Raw genomic sequence first — 22713 nt, forward strand, 5'->3', positions numbered from 1 at the left:
GGTTCCCAGCTGCGCGTGAAGTCCAGCGCCAACGCCCGAGGCGGCCGTTCTTTCCGCGGTCACGGGATTGCGAAGTCCGGGCGAGCCTGTCCGCCGACGCTGTATCGGACGGCGGCGGGCGCGTTGCTTCGTCCGAAGGCGGCGGCCTATATACGGCGCGACCTCACAGCCGCGACGGCGGGGTCCCGCACGCCCGCCCTCGCCAACGAACAAAAGTCTGAACCGTCATGGCAGGCCATTCGCAGTTCAAGAACATCATGCACCGGAAGGGCCGGGTGGACGCCGTCCGCTCGAAGGTGTTCGGCAAGCTCGCCCGCGAGATCACGGTGGCGGCCAAGCTCGGCACGCCCGACCCGGCGATGAACCCGCGCCTGCGTGCCGCGATCCTGGCGGCCCGCGCCGAGAACATGCCCAAGGACAATATCGAGCGCGCCATCAAGAAGGCCGCCGGCGCCGACGGCGAGAACTACGAGGATATCCGCTACGAGGGCTACGGGCCCGGCGGCGCCGCGCTGATCGTCGAGGCGCAGACCGACAACCGCAACCGCACCGCCTCGGACGTGCGCTCGGCCTTCACCAAGTCCGGCGGCAGCCTCGCCGAGACCGGGGCCGTCGCCTTCATGTTCGACCGCGTCGGCGTGATCGCCTATCCCGCCTCCGTGGCCGATGCCGACACGATGCTGGAGGCGGCGATCGAGGCCGGCGCCGACGACGTCAGTTCCGGCGAGGACGGCCACGAGGTCATCTGCGCCCAGGATTCCTACGGCGAGGTCACGAAGGCCCTCGAGGCGCGGTTCGGTGAGCCCGCCCGCACGGGCCTGATCTGGAAGGCGCAGAATACCATCAACGTCGACGACGAGACCGGCGAGAAGCTGATCCGCCTCGTCGAGGTGATCGAGGATCAGGACGACGTCCAGCACGTCTACGTCAACTTCGCCCTTTCGGACGCGCTGGTCGCGAAGCTGCAGGCCTGAGAGGCGTCGCCGCCCGGCCGGGTCTCGCTACCCGTGAGACGAACGCACCGCCATTCCGGTGCGCCGCAGGCGAGCCCCGGCTCGAAGGGGCCCGCCGAGGTTCTGAATGCCGGCCGCTGCCACGCAGTCCCGGAATGACGGAGCTCCCGCTCCGGGACGCGAGACGGTCTTGAAGCCCACGTCCGTTCCTCAGGTGCCGGCCGCCGCGAGCTCGGCCCCGAAGCGGTCCTGCGCGTAGCGCTCCACCGAGAAGGTGTCGTCGGGCAGCTGAACCATGAAGCGCTCGGCCACCTCGGTCAGCACGATGTCGGGGCGGACGCGCTCGATGTACGACCAGTCCAGCGAGGTGCTCCAGACGAAGTGCACCTCGCGGAACGTCTCGGCCAGCATGATCGTCAGCATGTACGGCATGACGTGAGAGAAGGAATCGCCGAACAGCGCCAATCGGCGCGGGTCGGTGGCCTTCGTGTTCCCGTAGATCACGTGCGCGCCGACATGCAGCGTGTGCAGCAGGCCGGCCTTCTCCCGGGCTTCGACGATCGGGCTGCCGTAGATCCGGACCGCGTCCTGCTGCATCTGGACGGTGCGCGAGCGCGCCCGCCGGGGCGGATCGAAGGCGCTGCCCAGATCGCCGTCGTGGTCGGTCTCGAAGGACGGCCGCTCCCGCAGATCCTGCCGGGGCTCGGCGCCCAGCGCCCGGCAGATCTCCGCGTAGGCGAGATAGCAGCCGTCGGCGGACCAGTGGGTGTCGGTCCGGCAGTAGAGGTCGGCCGCGTCGCGCTGCGCCCGCATCGGCGTGACCAGGTCGATGCAGGTCTGCCGCCAGCGCTTCCGTCGGCGCCAAGCCGCGTACAGACCGACCGGACCCGGGAAACGGCCCGCCGGGGGCTCGCTGTGGAGGAGCCGGTAGGCCGGCGACGCGCTCGGCCGGATGGCGAGCCCGTCGAGCCGGTGATCGTAGATCATCAGCTTCTCCGGGGCGACGACGTGGCGGTACAGGATCCCCTGGGCGCGCAGGCGCCGCTCTCGCGTCGTCACGAGGCTGCGCCACTGCCAGATCAGCTCGGTCGTCTCCTCCGGCCGCTCGTACTGGCCGAGCACGTCGTTCGTTCCCGTCTTCAGGAACAGCCAACCGTCCTGGCCGACATGGATGTGGTCGGGCGTAGTCGAAGCCATGGCGCACTCGTGGGGGCGAAACGCCCGTCCCGGCGGCCGCCGCGGATATCGAATTCGGCCGCAAGGAGCGGGATGCCGGCGCGGCAGCGGACCGACACAGTCCTGCGCGCGTCATCCACCACCCGGCAGGCCCCGTCATGCCCCTCCTCAACGCCTACGCCAAGCCGCATAGTGCCGCCGCCATGAGCCCTGTACCCGCGACAGACCCCGACGATGCCGCGCGCTGGGCAGCCCTCGCCGCCCGCGACGCGCGGGCCGACGGCACCTTCGTGTACGCGGTCCGCACCACCGGGGTGTACTGCCGGCCGAGTTGCGCCGCGCGCGCGGCGCGCCCCGAGAATGTCAGCTTCCACCGGACCTGCGCCGAGGCCGAGGCGGCCGGCTTCCGGCCGTGCCGGCGCTGTCGTCCGGACGAGCCCGCCCTCGCCGAGCGCCGGGCCGAGGCGGTCGCCCGCGCCTGCCGCTCGATCGAGACAGCCGAGACGATGCCGTCCCTCGCCGCGCTCGCGCGCGCCGCCGGCCTGAGCGCCTACCACTTCCACCGGGTTTTCAAGGACGTCACCGGCGTGACCCCCAAGGCCTACGCGGCCGCCCACCGCGCCGCCGCGGTGGCGCGGCGGCTGCCCGGCGCCGCGTCGGTGACGGAGGCGCTCTACGAGGCCGGCTACGGCGCGGCGAGCCGGTTCTACGCGGGTGGCGCGCCGCGCCTCGGCATGGCGCCCGCCGCCTACCGGACGGGCGGCGCGGGCCTGCGCATCCGGTTCGGCATCGGCGCCTGCAGCCTCGGGGCGATCCTCGTCGCCGCCACCGAGGCGGGCGTCTGCGCGATCCTCCTCGGGGACGCGCCCGAGCCGCTCCTGCACGATCTCCAGGACCGCTTCCCCGCCGCGGAGATCGAGGGCGGCGACCCGGCCTTCGAGGGCTGGATGGCGCAGGTCATCGGGTTCGTGGAGGCCCCGGGCACCGGCCTCGACCTGCCGCTCGACATTCGCGGCACGGCGTTCCAGCAGCGGGTCTGGGCGGCGCTGCGCGAGATCCCGGTCGGCTCCACCGCGACCTACGCGGAGATCGCCCGGGCGATCGGCCTTCCGACGGCGACGCGCGCCGTCGCGCAGGCCTGCGGGGCGAACCCGGTCGCGGTGGCCATTCCGTGCCACCGCGTCGTGCGCTCGGACGGCGCCCTGTCGGGCTATCGCTGGGGCGTCGCGCGCAAGCGCGCGCTGCTCGATCGGGAGGCGGAGGCCTGAAGCGTCCCTGTCCCGCGCGCTCCGGTGCTCAGCACACGCTGCCCTAGCGTCGACCACCGCCGGGACCGCCAGGACCGCCGAAGCCGCCGCCGAAGCCGCCTCCGCCCGGGGCCGGGCCGGGTCCGCCGGGCGGGCCGCCGAAGCCCCCGGGTCCGACCGGGAACGCCCCGGGGCCTGCGGACGGCGCGCCGCCGAAGCCGCCGCGGGGCGCCCCGAAGCCGCCGGGGCCCTCCGATCCGGGGACGACCGCACCGCCCGGCCGGGTGTCGATCGCGGGGCCGCGCGGCTCGCCGATGCCGCCCAGGCCACCCTGGCGGCCGCCGGACCCGGCGCCGAAGCGGCCGGGCAACTCGTCGGGGAGGTTGCGCAGGTCGAGCCGGTCGCGCTCCCGCTCGAACCGCGGGGCGTCCGGTTGCTGCGGCTCGGGCGCGACGCGGTTCTCGATCCGCAGCCGCTCCACCGTCAGGTCCCCGTCCCGCGCGATCGCCGCGGTCAGCACCGCCCGCACGCTCCCGTCGCGCGGAACCCGCGCGACCGGACGGCCCGCCACGGCGTAGCCCGCGCCGATGTCGAGCCCGCTGCCGGCCCGGCCGATATAGGCCTCGATCGACACCCGCTTCAGACCCGGCGGGAAGGGCAGGCCGACCTGCGCGGCGCTGGTCACGGTGAGGACTCCGTTCGCAGCACGGCCCGTCACCAGGGCGCGCTTGCCCGGCGGCAGGGCGTCGGCGCCCGCGAGCCGGAGGCCGCCGATCCCGAGGCCGCCCGCGAGACGCCGCACCGGGCCGGCGACGCGGTCGGGACCGGAATCCCGCGGCTCGATCAGGCTCGCCACGATCACGCCGTCGGGCCGGCGCAGCCCGCTCACCGCGACCCGCGCGCCCGGCTGCCACGCGCCGCTGAGACCGGCGGTCGAGACCCGTTGCCCGAGCACCACGAGCCGCCCCGGCGCGACCGATTCCACCGGCCCGACCACCTCGCTGGTGACGTCGATCCGCCGCGTGGCGAGCCCGCCGCCCTCGGGCCGCGCCACCACGTGGACGACCTGCCCGATCTTCAGGTCGGCGGCTCTCGCGGCCGTGCCGTCGATGCGCACCTCCACCTCGGGTGGGTAGGCGATGCGCAGGTCGTTGACGACGATCGAGCCGAAGCGGCGGATCGTGCCGATCACGCCGGTGCCGCCGATGCCGCGGTCGCCCTCGCCGAGGGACCCGTTCCGCGGCTCGTCGGTCCGCATCATGCCGGTGCCGCCGATGCCCTGGTCGCGCGGCGATTCCTGCGACCGGATCGTGCCGGGCAGCAGGGTCGCGGCGCCAGCGAGCAGGCGCAGGACGAACCGGCGGTTGAGCGAGGCGCGCACCGGCCGGCCTCTCACCGCTCGTCCGCTTGCCGCGCCGGCGGCGCCGCCTCGGTGTAGACGTAGAGGCCGAAGTTCCAGCGATGCGTGCCGCCGGGATCGGTCTGGCAGGCGGCGTGCGCCTCCCGGTTGGCCTGCTGCAGCGCCTCCATGGCGATCTCGCGGGCGCGTTCCTCGAGCCTGATCGCGAGGTCCTCGGACAATCCGTCGTAGTGGACCGCCCGCTCCAGGAAGCGGGGCGCGTCGCCGACGATGTTGGCGACCGCGGCCGCGATGTGGTCGTGCAGGTTGCGGCCGAAATAGTAGAGCTGCGGCCCCTCGGCGCCGTCGCCACGGGGGACGTAGGCGGCCTCCGCCAGCACGATCCGGTCCTGCGGATCGGTGAAGGCCAGCCCGCGGTCGAGCCACTCGTCGAGGACAGCGCGGGGCCGGAGATCCCGCGTCACGCCCGCGACCAGCGACTCGAACGAGGGCGCGCCGCCCTCGGCCGTGCGCGGGAGCTTCAGGGGCTGGCCCTGCGGATCGGTGAAGGTCGGGTCGGCGATCCAGCGGGCGATGATCCGACTGGTGCGGGAGACGACCGCCGGCACGGCGCTGACCGGAGCACCGGCGCCCCGCAGGCGCCGAACTTCCTTGCGGTGGATGCCGGTGAGGAGGGAGACGCGGCTGTCGGTCTGCTCCTTGCCGGTGAGAGCGAAGTCGTACTCGGCGACGTTCACGTAGAGCTCGCGCAGCAGGTCCGTGAGCGCCGGGAAAGTGATGCCGCGGGCGACGAGCAGGCGCACGAGAGGGCGCAGCAGCCGCGCCAGCGGCGCGTGCAGGCTGGCGCCCTCCCGCGGTGTATCGGCAGTCTCAGACATCGGCGCATCGTGACGGCTCGCGTCGTGGGATACAATCCCACCGGGTGTGGCGGCGCACACGCGAGCGCGCTTTTCGCGTTGACGTGGGATTTTTGCACACGTACACCGATCTCGTGGTCAAATTTCCCACGCCAGTCCGGAGGCACCGGCCGATGACGGTTGAAACGCGCATCCTCGTGGCGAAGTCCCTGCCGCCGCTCACGCTGCCCGTGGCCCCGGCGGGCCGCCCGCGCCCGAGCGACACCCTTCCGCGGCTCCGGCGCCTCGTCTGCGTCGTCGCCGCGCTCTCGCTGCCCGTCCTCGGTGTCGCTGTCGCGGAAACGGTCCACCGCGCCAGTTCATCGCGGGCGCCGCAGGCCGCCGCTCCCGCCTTCCCCTCAGGCGGGGCGGCGGCATCCTCGAACGCCGTCGTGCCCGGGCGCGCCGCGCGGACCGCGAGGATCGCGGCCCGTTCCGACGAGAACCAGTGGGTCCGGTCGTGAACGCCCTGTTCGTCTCCGGGAGCGCCCGCGCTGTGCCGACCTGCGGCGGAGCGGCCATCCTCGATCTCGCCCTCTGCCTGATCCTGTCCGTGACCGTCGTCGGCCTGCTCCTCCTGGCCCTCTGATCCTGCGGCGCCGCCGCGTTCCAGAACGAGACACCCATGAACGCTCGAATTCACGCAGCCCTCGCGGGCGCCGCTTTCGGCTGCCTGGCCCTCGCCGCCCAGGCGGCGGATCTGCCCCGCCGCGCGCCGCCGCCGCCGCCGCCGTCGCTGCCGGTCTTCACCTGGACCGGCTTCTACGCCGGCGTGAACGCCGGGTACGCGTTCCCGACCGGCAGCGGCGGCTTCACCGACCCCACCTACGGCACCGTCACGGGCGGCGGCCGGTCCGGCGGCTTCGCCGGCGGCGGCCAGGTCGGCTACAACTATCAGTTCACGCCGGGTTCCGGCGTCGTCGTCGGCGTCGAGACCGACATCCAGGGGACGGCCTTCGCCAAGGCGGACGCCGCCTATCTCGGCACCGCGCCGTACTACAGCGTCCGACCGAGCCTCGACTATTCCGGCACGGTCCGCGCCCGGCTCGGCTACGCGTTCGACCGGGTCCTCGTCTACGGCACCGGCGGCTTCGCGTACGGCGGCGGGGCGCGCTCGACCTACGCGGCCTCCTACCCCTACACCCTGCCGTCGACCGACCGGACCGGCTACGCGGCCGGCGGCGGCATCGAGTACGCCTTCACCGAGAAGCTCTCCGCCAAGGTGGAGGCCCTCTACCTCCATCTCGGCCGCGGAACGACCGCCGCCACGTACTACAACGCCAGTGTTCCGGCATTTTATGGCGCCGGCAAACAGGATTCCGGCCTCGCGTTGGTCCGGGCCGGTGTGAATTACCGATTCTGAGTAGTATTCGCAGGCCGAGAGCTTGACGGGACGGTCGAGCTGGGCCGCAATGCCCGGCGTTCGGCTTCGCGAATCCGTCGGCCGCGCGAGCCTGTCCACGGCCGAGGGCTGTCGGTGAAGCCGGATACCGCGCGGGTCGCACCCCGCGGGACCAGGGTCTCTCTCCGAGAGGATCGGCCGTGAGCATTCCCAGCACGACCTCCCTCACGACAAGGCTGCTCGCCGTCGCGCTCGCCGCCTGCGCCGTCCCGGCGCGGGCCCAGGAGATCGTCCCGCCCGGGCCCGCCGGGCGGGGCGCCATCCTGATCTACGGGAACTTCTGCGGCCCCGGCAGCCGCGGCCCCGGCTACCCGCCGATCGACGCGCTGGACCTCGCCTGCGCGCACCACGACGCCTGCTCCCCCGAGCCGACCGCGGGAACGCTGCCGACCTGCGCCTGCAACCACCGCCTCCGCGTCGAGGCGGGGCTCGTCGCCCGGGATCCGGCCGCGCCGGCCCAGACCCGCCAGACCGCGCAGTTCATCTCGGATTTCGCCGCGGCGCTGCCCTGTCAGTAGGGCACGCCGCGGTGACCGCTCAGGCGGCGTCGGCCGGGTTGGCGGCCGCCTTCGGGCCACCCTTGGCGACGCCGACCAGGGCCGGGCGCAGCACGCGCTCGCCGATGACGTAGCCCGCCTGCACGACCTGCACGACGGTGCCGGCCGGAACCTCCGCGTTCGGCACCTCGAACATCGCCTGATGGCGGTTCGGGTCGAACTTCTGGCCCTGCGGCTCGACGATCTTGACGCCGTGGCGCTCGAGGGTCTTGGCGAGGTCGCGCTCGGTGAGCTCGATCCCGTCGATCAGCCCCTTCAGGGCGCCGTCGGCCGTGGCCTTCGCGTCGGCCGGGACGCTATCGAGGGCGCGGCGGATGTTGTCGGCGACGTTGAGCACGTCCCGGGCGAAGTTGGTCACCGCGTAGGCGCGCGCGTCGGCGACCTCGCGCTCCGTCCGGCGGCGCAGGTTCTCCATCTCGGCGAGGGTGCGCAGCGTCCGGTCCTTGAGCTCGTCGCGCTCGGCGGTCAGCAGGGCCAGGGCCTCCGCGACCGGATCGACGGTGGCCGACTCGCTGCCCTGACCCGCGGGCGCGGGATCCTGGGCCGCGCCGGCACCGGCTTCGACCGTGGTCTGGCGCTGGTCATCCTGGGGCATGTCGTTGCTCGTCATCACGTTTCAGTCGTGGGCGGGAATCGGTGAGGGATGATGGAATCGGCGCTGATATCTGGCCACGGGGCCGCGAAATCAACCCGCACGCTCACGCCTCGCGCGGCGGCGGCGCCGCCACGAGCGCCTCCAGACCCTCGGCCTTGAGGGTCGCGACGTCGTGCGCGAACACGTCCATCACGGCGGCCCGGATCGCGGCCTGCCGGTCGGGCTGCGTCACCCGCGTGCCGGTCAGGTCGGTGACGTAGAAGACGTCCACGGCGCGCTCGCCGAAGGTCGCCACGTGCGCCGACGTGATGTTGAGCGACAGCCGGCTGAAGGCGGTGGTCAGCTCGTAGAGCAGGCCCGGCCGGTCGAGGCCGGTGATCTCCACCACGGTCTCCCGGCTCGACAGGGCGTTGTCGATGATGACGTCCGGCGGGACCGGGAAGGTCTTGGCGCGGGTGCTCGTCGGCGGGTGCTTGTCGGCCACGAGGTCGGCGATCTTGATCTCCCCCTTGAGCGCCCGCTCGATCGCCGCGGTGATGCGCTTGGTCCGCCGCAGCTCGTCGTCGTCGCGCTCGAAGGCGCGGGAGATGAAGATCGTGTCGAGGGCGAACCCGTCCGTGGTGGTGAAGATCTGCGCGTCGACGATGTTGCTGCCGGCCGCCGCGCAGGCGCCGGTGACGATGGCGAGCAGGCGGGGATGGTCCGGCGAGTAGACCGTGATCTCGGTCACGCCCCGGACGGGATCGAGGGCCACGTCGGTCGCGCTGGTCCGCCCGTCGCGCACGACGTCGCGCAGGAAGATCGCGTTCTTGAGCTGGCGCGTGCCGTCGACCTTGAGCCAGTAGGCCTGGCTGTGGCGGGCCGCGTAGGTGTCGAACTCCTCCGAGCCCCAGCCGGGCAGCTGCTCCCGCAGGCCCATCTGGACGAGGCGCACCCGGTCGGTGCGGGCGATCTCGGAATGGCCACCCGACAGGTAGACCTCGGTCTCGTCGTAGAGCGTGCGGAGCAGCGTGCCCTTCCAGGCTGTCCAGACGCCGGGTCCGACGGCGGTGATGTCGGCCACCGTCAGGATGGTCAGGAGCTTCAGCCGCTCCAGGCTCTGCACGCTCGCGGCGAAACGCTCGATGGTCTTGGCATCCGAGAGGTCGCGGCTCTGCGCGGTCATCGACATCAGCAGGTGGTGTTCGACGAGCCAGCGCACCGTCTCGGTCTCGGCCTGATTCAGGCCGAAGCGCGGGCAGAGCTTCTCGGCGATGGCGGCGCCCGCGATCGAGTGATCCTCCGGCCGGCCCTTGGCGATGTCGTGCAGCAGGATCGCCACGTAGAGCGCGGTGCGGTTGTGGATCGAGTGCACGAGGCGCGAGACCAGCGGGTAGGTCTCCTGGGCCCGGCCCGACTCGATGTCCGCCAGCACGCCGACCGAGCGCAGCAGGTGCTCGTCCACCGTGAAGTGGTGATACATGTTGAACTGCATCATCGCGACGATGCGGCCGAAATCCGGGATGAACCGGCCGAGCACGCCCGCCTCGTTCATCTCGCGCAGCGCCTCCTCCGGCGCGTTCCGCGAGGTCAGGATCTCGACGAACAGCCGGTTCGCCTCGGGGTCCACGCGCAGCGACGGGTTGACGAGGCGCAGGGACCGGTTGGCCAGCCGCTTGGCATCCGGGTGGATCGCGAGGTTGTGCCGGTCGGCGAGCCAGAACAGCCGGATCAGGTTGACCGGGTCGCGCTCGAAGGCGTCCTCCGCGCGCAGGTTCACCCGGCCGTGGTCGATCCAGAAATCCTCCGCCTCCATGGCGGTCGCCCGGAAGCGGTCGCGGAACCGGCCGATCCAGCGGTCGAGCACCGGCGTGCGCTTGGCGTGGCGCGCCTCCAGCTCCGCGCAGACGATGGCGGTGAGATCGCCGACATCCTTGGCGATGCGGAAATAGGCCTTCATGAAGCGCTCGACGCCGGAGAGGCCGCCGCGGGCCTCGTAGCCGAAGCGCTCGGCGATCCGCGGCTGCAGGCCGAAGGACAGGCGCTCCTCGGCGCGCTTCGTGGCGAAGTGCATGTGGCAGCGCACCCGCCACAGGAACTCCTCGCAGCGCTCGAACAGCGCGTACTCCTCCGGGGTGAACAGGCCGGCGCTCACGAGCTCGATCTGGTCGCGGACCCGGTAGGTGTACTTGGCGATCCAGAACAGCGTGTTCAGGTCGCGCAGGCCGCCCTTGCCGTCCTTGACGTTGGGCTCGACGAGGTAGCGCGAGGTGCCGGCCTTGGACACGCGCATGTCGCGCTCGCGCAGCTTCGCCTCCACGAACTCGGCGGCGGAGCCGACCACGAGTTCGGCGTCGAAGCGCGTCACGAGCTCCTCGTAGAGGACACGGGTGCCGAACAGGAACCGCGCCTCCAGGAGGGCGGTGCGGATCGTCATGTCGGCCCGCGCCTCGCGCAGGCACTCCTCGACCGAGCGGGTGGCGTGACCGACCTTCAGCTTCAGGTCCCACAGGACGTAGAGCATCCCCTCGACGACGCTCTCGGACCACGCGGTCTGCTTGTAGGGCAGCAGGAACAGCAGATCGATGTCCGAGCCCGGCGCCATCGTGCCCCGGCCGTAGCCGCCGGTGGCGACCACGGCGAGCTGCTCGCCGGTCGACGGGTTGTCGTTGGGGTAGAGCCGCCAGACCACGGCGTCGTGGATCGCCCGGACCACCGCGTCGGTGAGGTTCGACAGCGTCTGCGCGCAGAGCAGCCCGTTGCGATCCTCGAGGAGCTGCGCCTCGGCGGCCCGGTGGCCCTCCTCGATCACCCGGCGCAGCTGCGGCACCAGCGCGGCCCGGAGCTTGGTGGGCTCGCGGGCCTCGCGGTCGAGGTTCTCAAGGACCGTATCGAGGGCGGCGACGGGATCGAACATGGTTCCCGTTAGCATGATATCCCTACGCCGCCAGCCATGCGGCGCCCGCCGCTATTCCGCGGCCGGCAGGTCGAGGGCGAGCAGCCGCGCCGTGCGGTTGCGGGTCGCGGCCCGGGGCTCGGTCTCGCTCGTCTGACGCCGCGCGTCGGCGATGGCCGCGTGCACGCCGTCGACCGCCAGGATCAGGGCGCTGACCGTCCGCGCGTCGATGCTGCGCTCGCGGGCGTAGCAGACGACGTCGGCCACCAGCCCATCGGTCTCGATCGCGATCGCGTCGAGTTCGGCGGCGCTGGTCGCCGCGCGCACCTCGCGCATGATGTCGAGCAGCCGGTCGAGGACGAAATCGACGCGCTCCCGGCGCTTGCGGGCGAGGCGCTGGCCGATCCAGGCGAAGCCGGAGCCGATCGTGCCGCCGAAGAAGGCGAACAGGTAGATGTAGTCCTCGTAGCGGTCGAGGAAGGTCTGCTGCTCGCGCTCGAAATAGTCGACGGCGCCGGGGTGGTTCGGCAGGCGGGCCGAGGTCGCCGCCACCGTCGTGTCGAAGTCCGGCGCCTTCATCAGCTTGGCCACCGGCGCGGTCGAGGCGAGCCGCGAGCGCCACTCGAACAGGTGCTGCGTCGCCGAGGCGACCGCGACGCGGCTGACCGTGCCCCGGGCCATCAGCCGATAGGAGGCGCCGACGGTCTTGATCTCCTCGTCGGGCCGCTTCGGACGGCCGCCGAAGGTGCCGGCCGGGATCGTCACCGATTGCAGCTCGGGGAAGCGCTGCAGGATCGCGTCGCCGTCAGGGATCGAGACGAACCCGACCTTCCGGTCCGGCGAGCCCAGCTCGACGGCGCGGACCACCGCGGCGGCCGGTTTGGAGGCCGGGCTCGCGATCACCGCCACGGCGTCGACGCGCTTCTCGGCGAGCGCGGCCGTGACGTCGCCGACCTTCAGGGGCACCACGACCACGTGACCGGGCTCCGCCTCGGCGGCGTGGCCGGCCTCCGCCGCGTCCTCGCCCGCGCTGTCCGGCACGAGGTCGTAGAAGGAGAGCAGGTTCGTGAGGAACGACAGGTCGGCGCTGTGGCGGACCACGATGCCGAGCCGCTTGCGCGCCAGGGCGGGCACGTCGTCGATATCGGCCGCCTCGGGCGCCGCGATGACCAGGGCCTCGTCGTGCAGGATCGCCAGGGTCAGCCCGTTCTCGGGCAGGAACACGTCCGGCCGCACCACCGCGAGGTCGGCCTTGTTCCGCTGCAGCGCGAGGGCGCTGTCGCGCACGTCGCCGTAGCGCACCACCTTGAGCCGGACATCCTCCCGCGCCCGGTCGAGGGCGCCGGCGTAGGCCTCGATCAGCGCGGCCTCGGGCCCGTCCTGCGGGCCCACCGCCACCGTGAGGGTGTTCGGGCGTGACAGGTAGACGATCGCGGCGGCGGCCGCGGCGAGCCCCAGGGCCACGAGGACCAGGAGCCACTCGCGCCGCATCAGAATAGCCGCCGCGCCGTGCAGCCGCCGGTGCCATCGGCCCTGCGGCGTGCCGGGCGAAGAACGGTGGTTCGGGCCATGGCCGAGCCTGTCGCGTTGCGCGCGTTCCATACCCGAGTCATGGAACGCAAACCTGTCAAGATCGTGAAGAACCGGTGAAATCTCCATTCGTTGCAGGATCTGCGCCAGAACGTCGCGACCGGGAGATCAAGCCGCCCGGCCCCGTGAGCCCGGCCTGGCTCGAGCGGGCGGCGCTCCATTACCTGGAGCGCTACAGCGCCTCGACCGAGATGCTGCGCCGGACGCTCGCGCGCCGCGTGCAGAAGCGGGCGCGGGCCCGGGGCGAGGATCCCGAACGCTTCGCCGACCTCGTGACGGCGACCGTGGCGCGGGCGGTGTCGGCCGGCCTCGTGGACGACGCGCGCTTCGCCGATACCCGCCTCGCCACCCTGCGCCGCCGCGGCACGTCGAGCCGCGGCGTCTCGGCCAAGCTCGCCGCCAAGGGGGTCCCGCGCGACGTCGTCGAGGCCGCCATGCTGGCGGAGCGCGACGCCCTGCCGGTCGGGGAGGCGGACGCGGTCGAGGAGCAGGCCGCGCAGGCCTACGCCAAGCGGCGACGCCTCGGCCCGTATCGCCGCCCGGACCAGCGGGCGGCGCACCGCGACCGGGACCTCGCCGCCCTGGCCCGGGCCGGCTTCGCCTACGGCCTCGCCCGCCGGGTGGTCGACCGGGAGACCGAAGAACCCGACGAGCCTGCGTGACGGGTGCGGCATCGCGGCCCGGGGCGAGGGCCGCGCCGGCCTTGCACCTTCCGCCGCGTTGTTCATTGTCTGTTCGATGGACGAGACCCTGGCCAAGAAGCTGCGCATCCTCGCGGACGCGGCCAAGTACGACGCCTCCTGCGCCTCCTCGGCCGCGCCGAAGCGGGCGGCCGGCAAGGACGGGCTCGGGTCGACCACCGGCGCCGGGATCTGCCACGCCTACACGCCGGACGGACGGTGCGTCTCGCTCCTCAAGATCCTGCTGACCAACTGGTGCCTGTTCGACTGCGCCTACTGCGTGAACCGGCGCTCCTCGAACGTGCGGCGGGCGAAGTTCACCGTGGAGGAGGTCGTGAACCTCACCCTGAACTTCTACCGGCGCAACTACATCGAGGGCCTGTTCCTCTCCTCCGGCATCATCAAGTCGCCGGATCACACGATGGAACTCCTGACCCGCGTGGCGAAGTCGCTGCGGCGCGACCACGGCTTCGCCGGCTACATCCACCTCAAGTCGATCCCGGAGGCGAGCCCCTGGCTGATCGAGGAGGCCGGCCTCTACGCCGACCGCCTCTCGATCAACGTCGAGCTGCCGACCGAGGCGAGCCTGGAGCGGCTCGCGCCCGAGAAGGACGGCGCCGCGATCCAGGGGGCGATGGCGCAGATCGGCGAGCGCATCGTGCAGGCCAAGGCGGAGAAGCGCCGCTTCTCGCCGGCCGGCCACTCGACGCAGGTGATCGTCGGGGCGGATGCCACCACCGACGAGGCGCTGATCCGCAAGAGCGCGCTCCTCTACGGCAGCGTCGGCCTGAAGCGGGTCTACTACTCCGCCTTCAGCCCAATCCCGGACGGGTCCGCGATCCTGCCGCCGAAGCCGCCGCCGCTGCAGCGCGAGCACCGCCTGTACCAGGCCGACTGGCTGCTCCGGTACTACGAGTTCACCCCCGACGAGGTGGCCGACGCCTCCGAGGGCGGGATGCTGGCCCTCGACATCGACCCGAAGCTCGCCTGGGCGCTCAAGCACCGGGACAAGTTCCCCGTGGACGTGAACCGCGCCGACCGGGAATGGCTGCTGCGGGTGCCGGGGCTCGGGGCGCGGGCGGTCGACAAGATCATCCGGGCGCGCCGCCACGCGACCTTGCGCCTCGACGACGTCGCCCGGCTGACCTCCGGATTGAAGCGGGCGCGGCCGTTCCTCGTGGCCGCCGATCATCGCCCCGTCGCGCTCACGGACCGGCTCGACCTCCGGGCGCGGCTGGTCGAGCCCGCGGCGCAGCTGAGCCTGTTCTGATGGGGGTGGGGCACGCGCCGCGTCCCTCGCCCCGCGGTGACGGGGCGGATCCACGGTCGCCGCGCGCCGTCACGCTGCGCCCCGGCGCCGATCTCGACGGTTTCCGCAAGGCCGTCCGGAGCCTCGTCGCGCAGGGCGTCGCGCCCGGAGCCGTGACGTGGTCGGTGACGGACTCGCCCGGCCTGTTCGGCGGCGACGGGGAGCCGGCCGCCGGAGCGCCGCTCGTCCTGCCGAAGGCCGTCGCCAGCCTGATCCCGCAGGTGATCCCTCACCGCGATCCGGAGCGCTACGGCCTGCTCTACGCGCTGGTCTGGCGGGTCTGCCGCGGCGAGCGCCACCTGATGGAGGTCGGCAGCGACCCGCTGGTCCACCGCCTGCACCGGATGGCGAAGGCGATCGGGCGCGACCTCCACAAGATGCACGCCTTCCTGCGCTTCCGCCGGGCGGAGGGACCGGACGGCGAGCGCTACGTCGCGTGGTTCGAGCCGGACCACCACATCCTCGAGGCGGCGGCGCCGTTCTTCGTGAACCGCTTCCGCGGGATGCGCTGGTCGATCCTGACCCCCGACGGATCCGCCCACTGGGACACCGAGACCCTGACCTTCGGGCCGGCCGGGGACCGGGCGCAGCTCCCCGAGGGCGACGGCTTCGAGGCGGGCTGGCAGACCTACTACGAGAGCACGTTCAACCCGGCCCGCACCAACCTGAAGGCCATGCGGGCGGAGATGCCCAAGAAGTACTGGCACAACATGCCCGAGACGGCCGCGATCCCCGCCCTGGTCCGGGCGGCGGCCGGGCGCACCGTAGCCATGATCGAGAGGGAGCCGACCATGCCCACACGCCGCGAACCCGCCCGGGCCGTCGCCGCCATGGCCGACCAGGATCCGAAGACCCTGGAGGAGCTGAACGCGATCATCCGCCGGACCGAGCCGCTGGTCCCCGGCGCCACCCAGGCCGTGCTCGGCGAGGGCCCGGTCGGCGCAACGGTGGCTTTCGTGGGCGAGCAGCCCGGCGACCAGGAGGACCGGCAGGGCCGCCCCTTCGTCGGGCCCGCCGGCCAGCTGCTCTCCCGCGCCATGGCGGAGGCCGGGATCGACCGGGGCGCGAGCTACCTGACGAACGCGGTCAAGCACTTCAAGTTCGAGGAGCGCGGCAAGCGCCGCATCCACCAGAAGCCGACCGCCGGCGAGGTCAGCCACTATCGGTGGTGGCTCGACCGGGAACTCGAATTCGTCGGCCCGATGCTCGTGGTGGCGCTCGGCGCGACCGCCGTCCTGGCGCTGACCGGCAAGGCGATCCCGATCACGCGGGCGCGCGGCCCGTTCCGCTTCGACCGGCACGACAACCGCTTCCAGGGCTTCATCACGGTCCACCCCTCCTACCTGCTCCGGCTGCCGGACGAGGCGAAGGCGGAGGCCTACGCGGCCTTCGTGGACGACCTGCGCCGGGTGGAGGCGCTCGGGCGCGAGCTCGCGGCCTGATCCACCGCTGCCGCGGTTCTGCTATGCTGGCGGCCGCCGATTCCCTCCGGTCCCGCCGCCATGGACAAGCTCGCCGCCCTCGACATCCTGCGCGCCAACGAGGCGGAACTGCGCCGCCGCGGCGTGCTGCACGCGGCCTTGTTCGGTTCGGTTGCCCGGGGGGAGGCGCGGGCCGACAGCGATCTCGACGTGATGATCGAGATCGATGTGTCGGTCGTGGGCGGTCTCTTCGGCTATGTCGGTCTGTGCCACTTCATCGATGATCTCTTTCCGATCCGGGTCGACGTGGCGGATCGGGCGGCCCTGAAGGATCGGGTTCGCACGCACGCGGAGCGCGATGCCGTTTCCGCCTTCTGAACGCGAGCGGGCCGCCTGCGCCGACATGATCGCCAACGCGGAGCGCGTCGCGCGCTTCGTGGCGGGATTCACGCTCGAGACGTTCGAGGCAGACGAGCGCACCCACTTCGCGGTCGTGCGCTGCCTGGAGATCATCTCGGAGGCGAGCCGCCGATTGAGCGCCGAGACGAGAGCCCGATATCCCGACGTGCCGTGGCGTCAGATCGCGGATGCGGGGAACGTCTATCGCCACAGCTATCATCGGGTGACGCTGGACATCGTCTGGCTCACCGTCCACCACGAGTTGCCCGTTCTCGTCGCGGCCTGCCGCGCCGAGCTGGACCGCGCGCCCGACTCCTGATCGCCCCGAGCCGCCTGAGCCCATGACCGACTCGAAGCCCGACGCGAAGCCCGACTCGAGCCCCGAGACCAAGCCCGTCGGACCCGGCGATCAGGTGATCCTGGTCGACGGCTCGTCCTTCATCTTCCGGGCCTATTTCCAGTCGATCAATCAGGACCAGAAGTACAACTCGCGCCCCTCCGACGGGCTACCCACCGGCGCCGTGCGGCTGTTCTGCACCAAGATCGCGCAGTTCCTGCAGGACGGGGCCGCCGGCACGATGCCGACCCATCTCGGCATCGTCTTCGACAAGTCCGAGGGCTCGTTCCGCAAGGAGATGTTCCCCGACTACAAGGGCCACCGCCCGGACGCGCCCGACGACCTGAAGCGGCAGATGCCGCTGATGCGCGACGCGGTGCGCGCCTTCGGCCTGCACGCGGTGGAGCTGGAGCGCTACGAGGCCGACGATCTCATCGCCACCTACACCCGCCAGGCCGAGGCGCGGGGGGCCGGCGTCATCATCGTCTCGTCCGACAAGGACCTGATGCAGCTCGTCGGGCCGCAGGTCCGGTTCTACGACTTCGAGTCGGGCGCCAAGGGCAAGCCCGGCTACCGGCCCGAGCGCAACCTCGACGTCGAGGCGATCGTCGCCAAGTGGGAGGGGCTGCAGCCGAACCAGATCGGCGACGCGCTGGCGCTCATCGGCGACACCTCCGACAACGTGCCGGGCGTGCCCGGCATCGGCCTGAAGACGGCCGCGGCGCTGATCAAGGAGTTCGGCAGCCTCGAGGCCCTGCTGGAGCGGGCGGGCGAGATCAAGCAGCCCAAGCGGCGGGAGACGCTGCTCGCCAACGTCGATCAGGCCAAGCTGTCGCGCAGGCTCGTGGCGCTGATGGAGGACGTGCCCGTCCCGGTGCCGCTGGACGATCTCGGCGTGCCCCAGCCCAATCCCGAGAAGCTGGTCGGCTTCCTGAAGGCGATGGAGTTCAACACCCTGACGCGCCGCATCGCCCAGATGCTGCACGTCGACCCCGAGGCGGTGAAGCCCGATCCGCGGCTCCTGCCGGGCGCCCGGCCGCACGGCTACGGCAACGCCGCCGGCGGCAGCGACGCGGTGCCGTTCTTCGGCGATTCCGTGCCGCCGGATCCCGAGACCGCGGCCGCCGGGGCCGAGCGCCCGCCGGGCGCCGCCCCGCCGGAGGGCGGCGAGATCGATCCCTTCGCCGATCTCGACCTGCCGGACGCGCCCGCCAAGCCCCGGGCGCCCGTCGAGGCGACACCCGGCAACGTGGTGGCGGCCCGGGCCGCGGAATCCGTGGCGCCGTTCGACACCGCCGCCTACGAGACGGTCTCGTCGCTGGAGCAGCTCGACGCCTGGATCGCCGAGGCCGAGGAGGCCGGCGTGATCGCGGTCGACACCGAGACCGACAGCCTCGACGCCCACAGGGCCGGCCTCGTCGGCGTCTCGCTGGCGGTCGCCACCGGCCGGGCCTGCTACATCCCGCTGGCCCACGTCCAGGCCGCCAAGGTGCAGGCCGACGCCACCGACCTGTTCGGCGAGGGCGCCGCGCCGTCCGACGTGGTCGAGCCGGTGCCGGGCCAGATCCCCCTGAAGGAGGCCGTCGCCAGGCTGAAGCCGCTCCTCGAGAACCCGGGGGTCCTGAAGGTCGGCCAGAACCTCAAGTACGACTGGGTGGTGCTCGCCCGCTACGGCATCGAGGTCGCGCCGTTCGACGACACGATGCTGATCTCGTACGTGCTCGACGCCGGCAAGGGCGGCCACGGCATGGACGAGCTGGCCCGCCGGCATCTCGGTCACCAGCCGATCACCTTCTCGGACGTGGCCGGCACCGGCCGCAACAAGGTGACCTTCGACCGGGTCGCGATCGACAAGGCCACGGCCTACGCGGCCGAGGACGCCGACGTCACCCTGCGCCTGTGGCGGATGATGAAGCCGCGCCTCGTGGCCGAGCGCCGGGTCGCCGTCTACGAGACGCTGGAGCGGCCCCTGCTGCCGGTGATCGCCCGGATGGAGCAGCGCGGCATCCGCGTCGACCGGGAGATGCTGAGCCGCCTGTCGGGGGATTTCTCGCAGATCCTCGTCCGCCTGGAGGAGGAGATCCAGGAGGATGCCGGCGAGAAGTTCTCGGTCGGCTCGCCGAAGCAGATCGGCGACATCCTGTTCGGCAAGATGGGCCTGCCGGGGGCCAAGAAGACGCCGTCCGGCCAGTGGGCGACGCCCGCGACCCTGCTCGAGGAGCTCGCCCAGGCGGGCCACGAACTCCCCAAGAAGATCCTGGAATGGCGGCAGCTGTCGAAGCTGAAATCCACCTACACGGACGCGCTCCAGGCCCACGCCGACCGCGAGACGGCGCGGGTCCACACCTCGTTCTCGCTGGCGGCCACCACCACGGGGCGGCTGTCCTCCTCCGAGCCGAACCTGCAGAACATCCCGATCCGCACCGAGGAGGGGCGGCGCATCCGCCGCGCCTTCGTGGCGGCGCCCGGCAACCGGCTGATCTCGGCCGACTACTCGCAGATCGAGCTGCGGCTGCTCGCCCACATGGCCGACATCCCGGAACTCCGGAAGGCGTTCGAGGACGGCATCGACATCCACGCGGCGACCGCCTCGGCGATGTTCGGCGTGCCGCTCAAGGAGATGACCCCCGACCTGCGGCGCCGGGCGAAGACCATCAACTTCGGCATCATCTACGGCATCTCGGCCTTCGGCCTCGCCGACCGGCTCGGCATCGGCCGCGAGGAGGCCTCGGCGTTCATCAAGCAGTATTTCGAGCAGTTCCCGGGCATCCGGGACTACATCGAGACCACCAAGAAGAGCTGCCGCGACAAGGGCTACGTCACCACCCTGTTCGGCCGGGTGTGCCACTACCCGCAGATTCGCTCCAACAACCCCTCCGAGCGGGCCAGCGTCGAGCGGCAGGCGATCAACGCGCCGATCCAGGGCTCGGCCGCCGACATCATCCGCCGGGCCATGACGCGGATGGAGGCGGCGCTCGCCGCCAAGAAGCTGAACGCCCGCATGCTGCTGCAGGTGCACGACGAGCTGGTCTTCGAGGTCGCCGAGGACGAGGTGGAGCGGACGATCCCGATCATCCGCGGCGTCATGGAAGAGGCGCCGGCGCCGGCCCTGACGCTGAAGGTGCCGCTCGTGGTCGAGGCCAACGCGGCGGGCAACTGGCAGGAGGCGCATTGACGGGTCGGGTCGGATCGAGGCCGAGCCGGTGGCGCTCTGAACCGACGTCGCTGAACCGCGACCGGGCATTCTGGACAGGCCGCCGAAGACCGTCATACGCCGTACGCCCATGACCTGCACCGCTCAGAGCCCGTGACCGACTCCTTCCCCTTCCTCTCCGGCGGCGGCGAGGCCGCGCGGATGATCCGCGCGCGCGACTGGTCGGGTCATCCCCTGGGGCTTCCGGAGACGTGGCCGGCGGAGTTCCGCGCGGCCCTGTCGCTCGTCCTCAACTCCCCGGAATCGATGATCCTGGCCTGGGGGCCCGACCTCCACTTCTTCTTCAACGACACCTACTTCCCGCTCCTCGGCCCGCGGTTGCCCTGGGCGATGGGCGAGCGGTTCGACGTGGTCTGGGCGGATGCCTGGGATCAGGCCAGGCCGATCATCGACGCCGCGATGGCGGGCCGCCCGGAGCGCTTCGTCGACCTGCCGTGGCAGCTCGACACCGACCGCGGCGCCCGCGAGACGTGGTGGACCTTCTCGTACTCGCGGGTTCTCGATGCCGACGGCCGGGTCGCCGGCCTGTTCATCCTCACCAACGAGACCACCGGCCGGGTCCTGGCGGACGCCGCCCTCAAGGAGAGCCAGGGCCGGCTCGAGGCGGCGCTGGCGGAGCTGCGCGATCTGAACGCCACCTTGGCGCAGCAGGTCGAGGAGCGCACGGCCGACCGCAACGCCCTGTGGACGCTCTCGTCCGACATGATGCTGCGCTGCCTGTTCGACGGGACGATCACCGCGGTGAACCCGGCCTGGACCGAGGTGCTGGGCTGGCGCCCGGACGAACTGATCGGAACGAAGCTCATCGCCCTCGTCCATCCGGACGATCTCGACCGCACCGTCGCGGGCGCGGGCCAGCTCTCCGCGGGGTCGAGCCTCGCGCGCTTCGACAACCGCTACCGCCACCGGGACGGCGGCTATCGCTGGATCAGCTGGGCGGCCCGGCCGGGGGAGGGGATCATCAACGCCGTCGGCCGCGATTTCACCGCGGAGCGCGAGCGCGCCGACGCCCTGGCCGCGGCCGAGGAGGCCCTGCGGCAGTCGCAGAAGATGGAGGCCGTCGGCCAGCTGACCGGCGGCATCGCCCACGACTTCAACAACCTGCTCGCCGGCATCTCCGGCTCGCTGGAGCTGATCCAGACCCGCCTCGGCCAGGGCCGCGTCATGGATGTGGACCGCTACATCAACGCGGCGCAGGGGGCCTCGAAGCGGGCCGCGGCGCTGACCCACCGGCTCCTCGCCTTCTCGCGGCGCCAGACCCTCGACCCGAAGCCCACCGACGTGAACCGGCTGGTGGCCGGCATGGAGGAGCTGATCCGGCGCACCGTGGGCCCCGCCGTAATGGTCGAGGTCGTGGCGCCGCCCGGCCTCTGGCCGGCCCTGGTCGACCCGCCGCAGCTCGAGAACGCGCTCCTCAACCTGTGCATCAACGCCCGGGACGCGATGCCCGAGGGGGGGCGCATCACGATCGAGACCGCCAATGCCTGGCTCGACGAGCGCGCCGCCCGGCGCCACGACATGCCGCCCGGCCAGTACCTCTCCCTCTGCGTCACCGACACCGGCATCGGCATGTCGCCCGAGATCGTCGGCAAGGTGTTCGAGCCGTTCTTCACCACGAAGCCCCTGGGGCAGGGCACCGGCCTCGGCCTGTCGATGATCTACGGCTTCGCGCAGCAATCGGGCGGCCAGGTGCGGATCCACTCCGAGGTCGGCAAGGGCACCACGGTCTGCCTGTACCTGCCCCGCCATCGCGGCGCGGTCGCCGAGGAGGACGCGCACGCCGCCGTCGGCGCGCCGCCGCGGGCCGCGCCGGGCGAGACCGTGCTGGTGGTCGACGACGAGCCGACCGTCCGCATGCTGGTCACCGAGGTGCTGGAGGATCTCGGCTACACGGCGATCGAGGCCGCCGACAGCGCGGCCGGCCTCAAGGTGCTGCAATCCGACGTGCGCATCGACCTGCTGGTGTCCGATGTCGGACTGCCGGGCGGCATGAACGGGCGCCAGATGGCCGAGGCCGGCCGGGTCACGCGCCCGGGCCTCAAGGTCCTGTTCGTCACCGGCTACGCCGAGAGCGCGGTCTTCGGCAACGGGCCGCTCGATGCCGGGATGCAGGTCATCACCAAGCCGTTCGTGGTGGAGGTGCTGGGCGCCCGCATCCGCGAGATGATCGGAACGGCTTGACCGCGCGGCCGGTTCGGGCCTGATCGGCCGGGAATTGCCGGGGAGGAGAGACGCCATGCGGGCGCTGCTGTGCACGAGGCTCGACGGGCCGGAGCATCTGGAGATCGTCGAGCGCCCCGACCCGGTGCCGGGTCCCGGGCAGGCGCTGGTGCGGATGCGGCTCGCGGCGCTGAACTTCTTCGACACGCTGATCACCGCCGGGCGCTACCAGGTGAAGCCGGCCCTGCCGTTCTCGCCGGGCGGCGAGGGGGTCGGCGTGGTCGAGGCGCTGGGCGAGGGCGCCGCGGGCGTGTCCGTGGGCGACCGGGTGATCGTCCATGCCGGGCACGGCTGCTGCGCGGAGCTGATCGCCCTCGACGCCGCCCGGCTCACCCCGGTGCCGGACGCCGTGCCGGACGCGCAGGCGGCCGGACTCACCATCACCTACGGCACCTCGCTCCACGCCCTGGCGAACCGCGCCCGCCTGCAGCCCGGCGAGTGGCTGGCGGTCCTCGGCGCGTCCGGGGGCGTCGGCCTCGCCG

20 protein-coding genes are annotated in these 22713 nt (G+C 72.3%); 14 read left to right on the forward strand and 6 right to left on the reverse strand.

The features are described 5' to 3' along the window. Positions 1–227 precede the first annotated feature (227 nt). Positions 228–974 (forward strand): YebC/PmpR family DNA-binding transcriptional regulator, encoded by a 747-nt coding sequence (locus ME121_RS07365; RefSeq protein WP_012320491.1) that lies wholly within the window; start codon positions 228–230, stop codon positions 972–974. 189 nt (positions 975–1163) lie between these two features. Here the strand turns inward: ME121_RS07365 and ME121_RS07370 are convergent, their stop codons facing one another. Continuing rightward, on the reverse strand, positions 1164–2150 hold the full coding sequence (locus tag ME121_RS07370) for an alginate O-acetyltransferase AlgX-related protein (protein ID WP_059408596.1): 987 nt from the start codon (positions 2148–2150) through the stop codon (positions 1164–1166). Positions 2151–2287: 137 nt separating this feature from the next. On the opposite strand from ME121_RS07370, the gene ada reads away from it, so the two are divergent. After that, positions 2288–3397: a bifunctional DNA-binding transcriptional regulator/O6-methylguanine-DNA methyltransferase Ada gene (ada, locus tag ME121_RS07375; RefSeq protein WP_012320489.1), complete on the forward strand. Its 1110-nt coding sequence runs from the start codon at positions 2288–2290 to the stop codon at positions 3395–3397. Between the two features lie 43 nt (positions 3398–3440). Here the strand turns inward: ada and ME121_RS07380 are convergent, their stop codons facing one another. Both ME121_RS07380 and ME121_RS07385 read right to left on the reverse strand, forming a co-directional pair. Beyond that, positions 3441–4757 (reverse strand): DUF5666 domain-containing protein, encoded by a 1317-nt coding sequence (locus tag ME121_RS07380; RefSeq protein WP_012320488.1) that lies wholly within the window; start codon positions 4755–4757, stop codon positions 3441–3443. A gap of 11 nt (positions 4758–4768) precedes the next feature. Then, positions 4769–5614: a DUF6502 family protein gene (locus ME121_RS07385; RefSeq protein ID WP_012320487.1), complete on the reverse strand. Its 846-nt coding sequence runs from the start codon at positions 5612–5614 to the stop codon at positions 4769–4771. A 152-nt stretch (positions 5615–5766) separates the two neighbouring features. On the opposite strand from ME121_RS07385, the gene ME121_RS07390 reads away from it, so the two are divergent. From ME121_RS07390 to ME121_RS07400, 4 genes are all read left to right on the forward strand, one after another. Continuing rightward, positions 5767–6096, forward strand: coding sequence for a hypothetical protein (locus ME121_RS07390; protein ID WP_012320486.1), 330 nt, complete (start codon positions 5767–5769; stop codon positions 6094–6096). Then, positions 6081–6221 (forward strand): hypothetical protein, encoded by a 141-nt coding sequence (locus tag ME121_RS33410; RefSeq protein WP_175654081.1) that lies wholly within the window; start codon positions 6081–6083, stop codon positions 6219–6221. Before ME121_RS07390 ends, ME121_RS33410 begins: the two co-directional genes overlap by 16 nt. Positions 6222–6257: 36 nt before the next feature. After that, a complete protein-coding gene (locus tag ME121_RS07395) occupies positions 6258–6995 on the forward strand; it encodes an outer membrane protein (protein WP_059408597.1) in 738 nt (245 codons plus the stop codon). 179 nt (positions 6996–7174) lie between these two features. Beyond that, entirely contained in the window at positions 7175–7552 is a 378-nt protein-coding gene (locus tag ME121_RS07400; protein WP_029360505.1) for a phospholipase A2 family protein, read from the forward strand. A 19-nt stretch (positions 7553–7571) separates the two neighbouring features. On the opposite strand, the gene grpE is transcribed toward ME121_RS07400, so the two are convergent. The 3 genes from grpE to ME121_RS07415 all read right to left on the reverse strand — a co-directional run bounded on the left by grpE (position 7572) and on the right by ME121_RS07415 (position 12552). Further along, positions 7572–8186 (reverse strand): nucleotide exchange factor GrpE, encoded by a 615-nt coding sequence (gene grpE, locus ME121_RS07405; RefSeq protein ID WP_012320482.1) that lies wholly within the window; start codon positions 8184–8186, stop codon positions 7572–7574. A 103-nt stretch (positions 8187–8289) separates the two neighbouring features. Continuing rightward, complete coding sequence (locus ME121_RS07410) at positions 8290–11082, reverse strand: [protein-PII] uridylyltransferase (protein WP_024829253.1); 2793 nt, start codon at positions 11080–11082, stop codon at positions 8290–8292. Between the two features lie 51 nt (positions 11083–11133). After that, entirely contained in the window at positions 11134–12552 is a 1419-nt protein-coding gene (locus tag ME121_RS07415; RefSeq protein WP_012320480.1) for a TAXI family TRAP transporter solute-binding subunit, read from the reverse strand. A 224-nt stretch (positions 12553–12776) separates the two neighbouring features. Here ME121_RS07415 and ME121_RS07420 point away from each other — a divergent pair, with 224 nt between their 5' ends. The 8 genes from ME121_RS07420 to ME121_RS07455 form a co-directional block, all read left to right on the forward strand. Further along, positions 12777–13313 carry a regulatory protein RecX gene (locus tag ME121_RS07420; protein WP_089231578.1) on the forward strand — a complete coding sequence of 179 codons (537 nt, stop codon included), beginning with the start codon at positions 12777–12779 and terminating at the stop codon, positions 13311–13313. 76 nt (positions 13314–13389) lie between these two features. Then, a complete protein-coding gene (locus ME121_RS07425) occupies positions 13390–14601 on the forward strand; it encodes a putative DNA modification/repair radical SAM protein (protein WP_012320478.1) in 1212 nt (403 codons plus the stop codon). Then, positions 14601–16082, forward strand: a complete 1482-nt coding sequence (locus ME121_RS07430) for a UdgX family uracil-DNA binding protein (RefSeq protein WP_179240021.1) — start codon at positions 14601–14603, stop codon at positions 16080–16082. The genes ME121_RS07425 and ME121_RS07430 overlap by 1 nt, the downstream gene beginning before the upstream one ends. A 60-nt stretch (positions 16083–16142) precedes the next feature. Further along, positions 16143–16439: a nucleotidyltransferase family protein gene (locus tag ME121_RS07435; protein ID WP_012320476.1), complete on the forward strand. Its 297-nt coding sequence runs from the start codon at positions 16143–16145 to the stop codon at positions 16437–16439. Continuing rightward, positions 16420–16779: a HepT-like ribonuclease domain-containing protein gene (locus ME121_RS07440; protein ID WP_024829257.1), complete on the forward strand. Its 360-nt coding sequence runs from the start codon at positions 16420–16422 to the stop codon at positions 16777–16779. Before ME121_RS07435 ends, ME121_RS07440 begins: the two co-directional genes overlap by 20 nt. Positions 16780–16801: 22 nt before the next feature. After that, positions 16802–19972 carry a DNA polymerase I gene (gene polA / locus ME121_RS07445; RefSeq protein WP_059408598.1) on the forward strand — a complete coding sequence of 1057 codons (3171 nt, stop codon included), beginning with the start codon at positions 16802–16804 and terminating at the stop codon, positions 19970–19972. 132 nt (positions 19973–20104) lie between these two features. After that, positions 20105–22192, forward strand: coding sequence for a hybrid sensor histidine kinase/response regulator (locus ME121_RS07450; RefSeq protein ID WP_059408599.1), 2088 nt, complete (start codon positions 20105–20107; stop codon positions 22190–22192). A 55-nt stretch (positions 22193–22247) separates the two neighbouring features. Next, positions 22248–22713 (forward strand): alcohol dehydrogenase catalytic domain-containing protein (locus tag ME121_RS07455; RefSeq protein WP_491892825.1); only part of this gene is annotated, 466 nt, incomplete at its 3' end.

The organism is Methylobacterium sp. ME121 (assembly GCF_000974725.1).
GTDB lineage: Bacteria > Pseudomonadota > Alphaproteobacteria > Rhizobiales > Beijerinckiaceae > Methylobacterium > Methylobacterium radiotolerans.

Excerpts from the sequence above, each read along its gene's own strand:
- polA (WP_059408598.1), top strand. The coding sequence starts at position 16,802 with ATGACCGACTCGAAGCCCGACGCGAAGCCCGACTCGAGCCCCGAGACC.
- ME121_RS07435 (WP_012320476.1), top strand. The coding sequence starts at position 16,143 with ATGGACAAGCTCGCCGCCCTCGACATCCTGCGCGCCAACGAGGCGGAA.
- grpE (WP_012320482.1), bottom strand. The coding sequence starts at position 8,186 with ATGCCCCAGGATGACCAGCGCCAGACCACGGTCGAAGCCGGTGCCGGC.
- ada (WP_012320489.1), top strand. The coding sequence starts at position 2,288 with ATGCCCCTCCTCAACGCCTACGCCAAGCCGCATAGTGCCGCCGCCATG.
- ME121_RS07390 (WP_012320486.1), top strand. The coding sequence starts at position 5,767 with ATGACGGTTGAAACGCGCATCCTCGTGGCGAAGTCCCTGCCGCCGCTC.
- ME121_RS07385 (WP_012320487.1), bottom strand. The coding sequence starts at position 5,614 with ATGTCTGAGACTGCCGATACACCGCGGGAGGGCGCCAGCCTGCACGCG.
- ME121_RS07395 (WP_059408597.1), top strand. The coding sequence starts at position 6,258 with ATGAACGCTCGAATTCACGCAGCCCTCGCGGGCGCCGCTTTCGGCTGC.
- ME121_RS07430 (WP_179240021.1), top strand. The coding sequence starts at position 14,601 with ATGGGGGTGGGGCACGCGCCGCGTCCCTCGCCCCGCGGTGACGGGGCG.
- ME121_RS07370 (WP_059408596.1), bottom strand. The coding sequence starts at position 2,150 with ATGGCTTCGACTACGCCCGACCACATCCATGTCGGCCAGGACGGTTGG.
- ME121_RS07415 (WP_012320480.1), bottom strand. The coding sequence starts at position 12,552 with ATGCGGCGCGAGTGGCTCCTGGTCCTCGTGGCCCTGGGGCTCGCCGCG.
- ME121_RS07425 (WP_012320478.1), top strand. The coding sequence starts at position 13,390 with ATGGACGAGACCCTGGCCAAGAAGCTGCGCATCCTCGCGGACGCGGCC.
- ME121_RS07410 (WP_024829253.1), bottom strand. The coding sequence starts at position 11,082 with ATGTTCGATCCCGTCGCCGCCCTCGATACGGTCCTTGAGAACCTCGAC.
- ME121_RS07365 (WP_012320491.1), top strand. The coding sequence starts at position 228 with ATGGCAGGCCATTCGCAGTTCAAGAACATCATGCACCGGAAGGGCCGG.
- ME121_RS07440 (WP_024829257.1), top strand. The coding sequence starts at position 16,420 with ATGCCGTTTCCGCCTTCTGAACGCGAGCGGGCCGCCTGCGCCGACATG.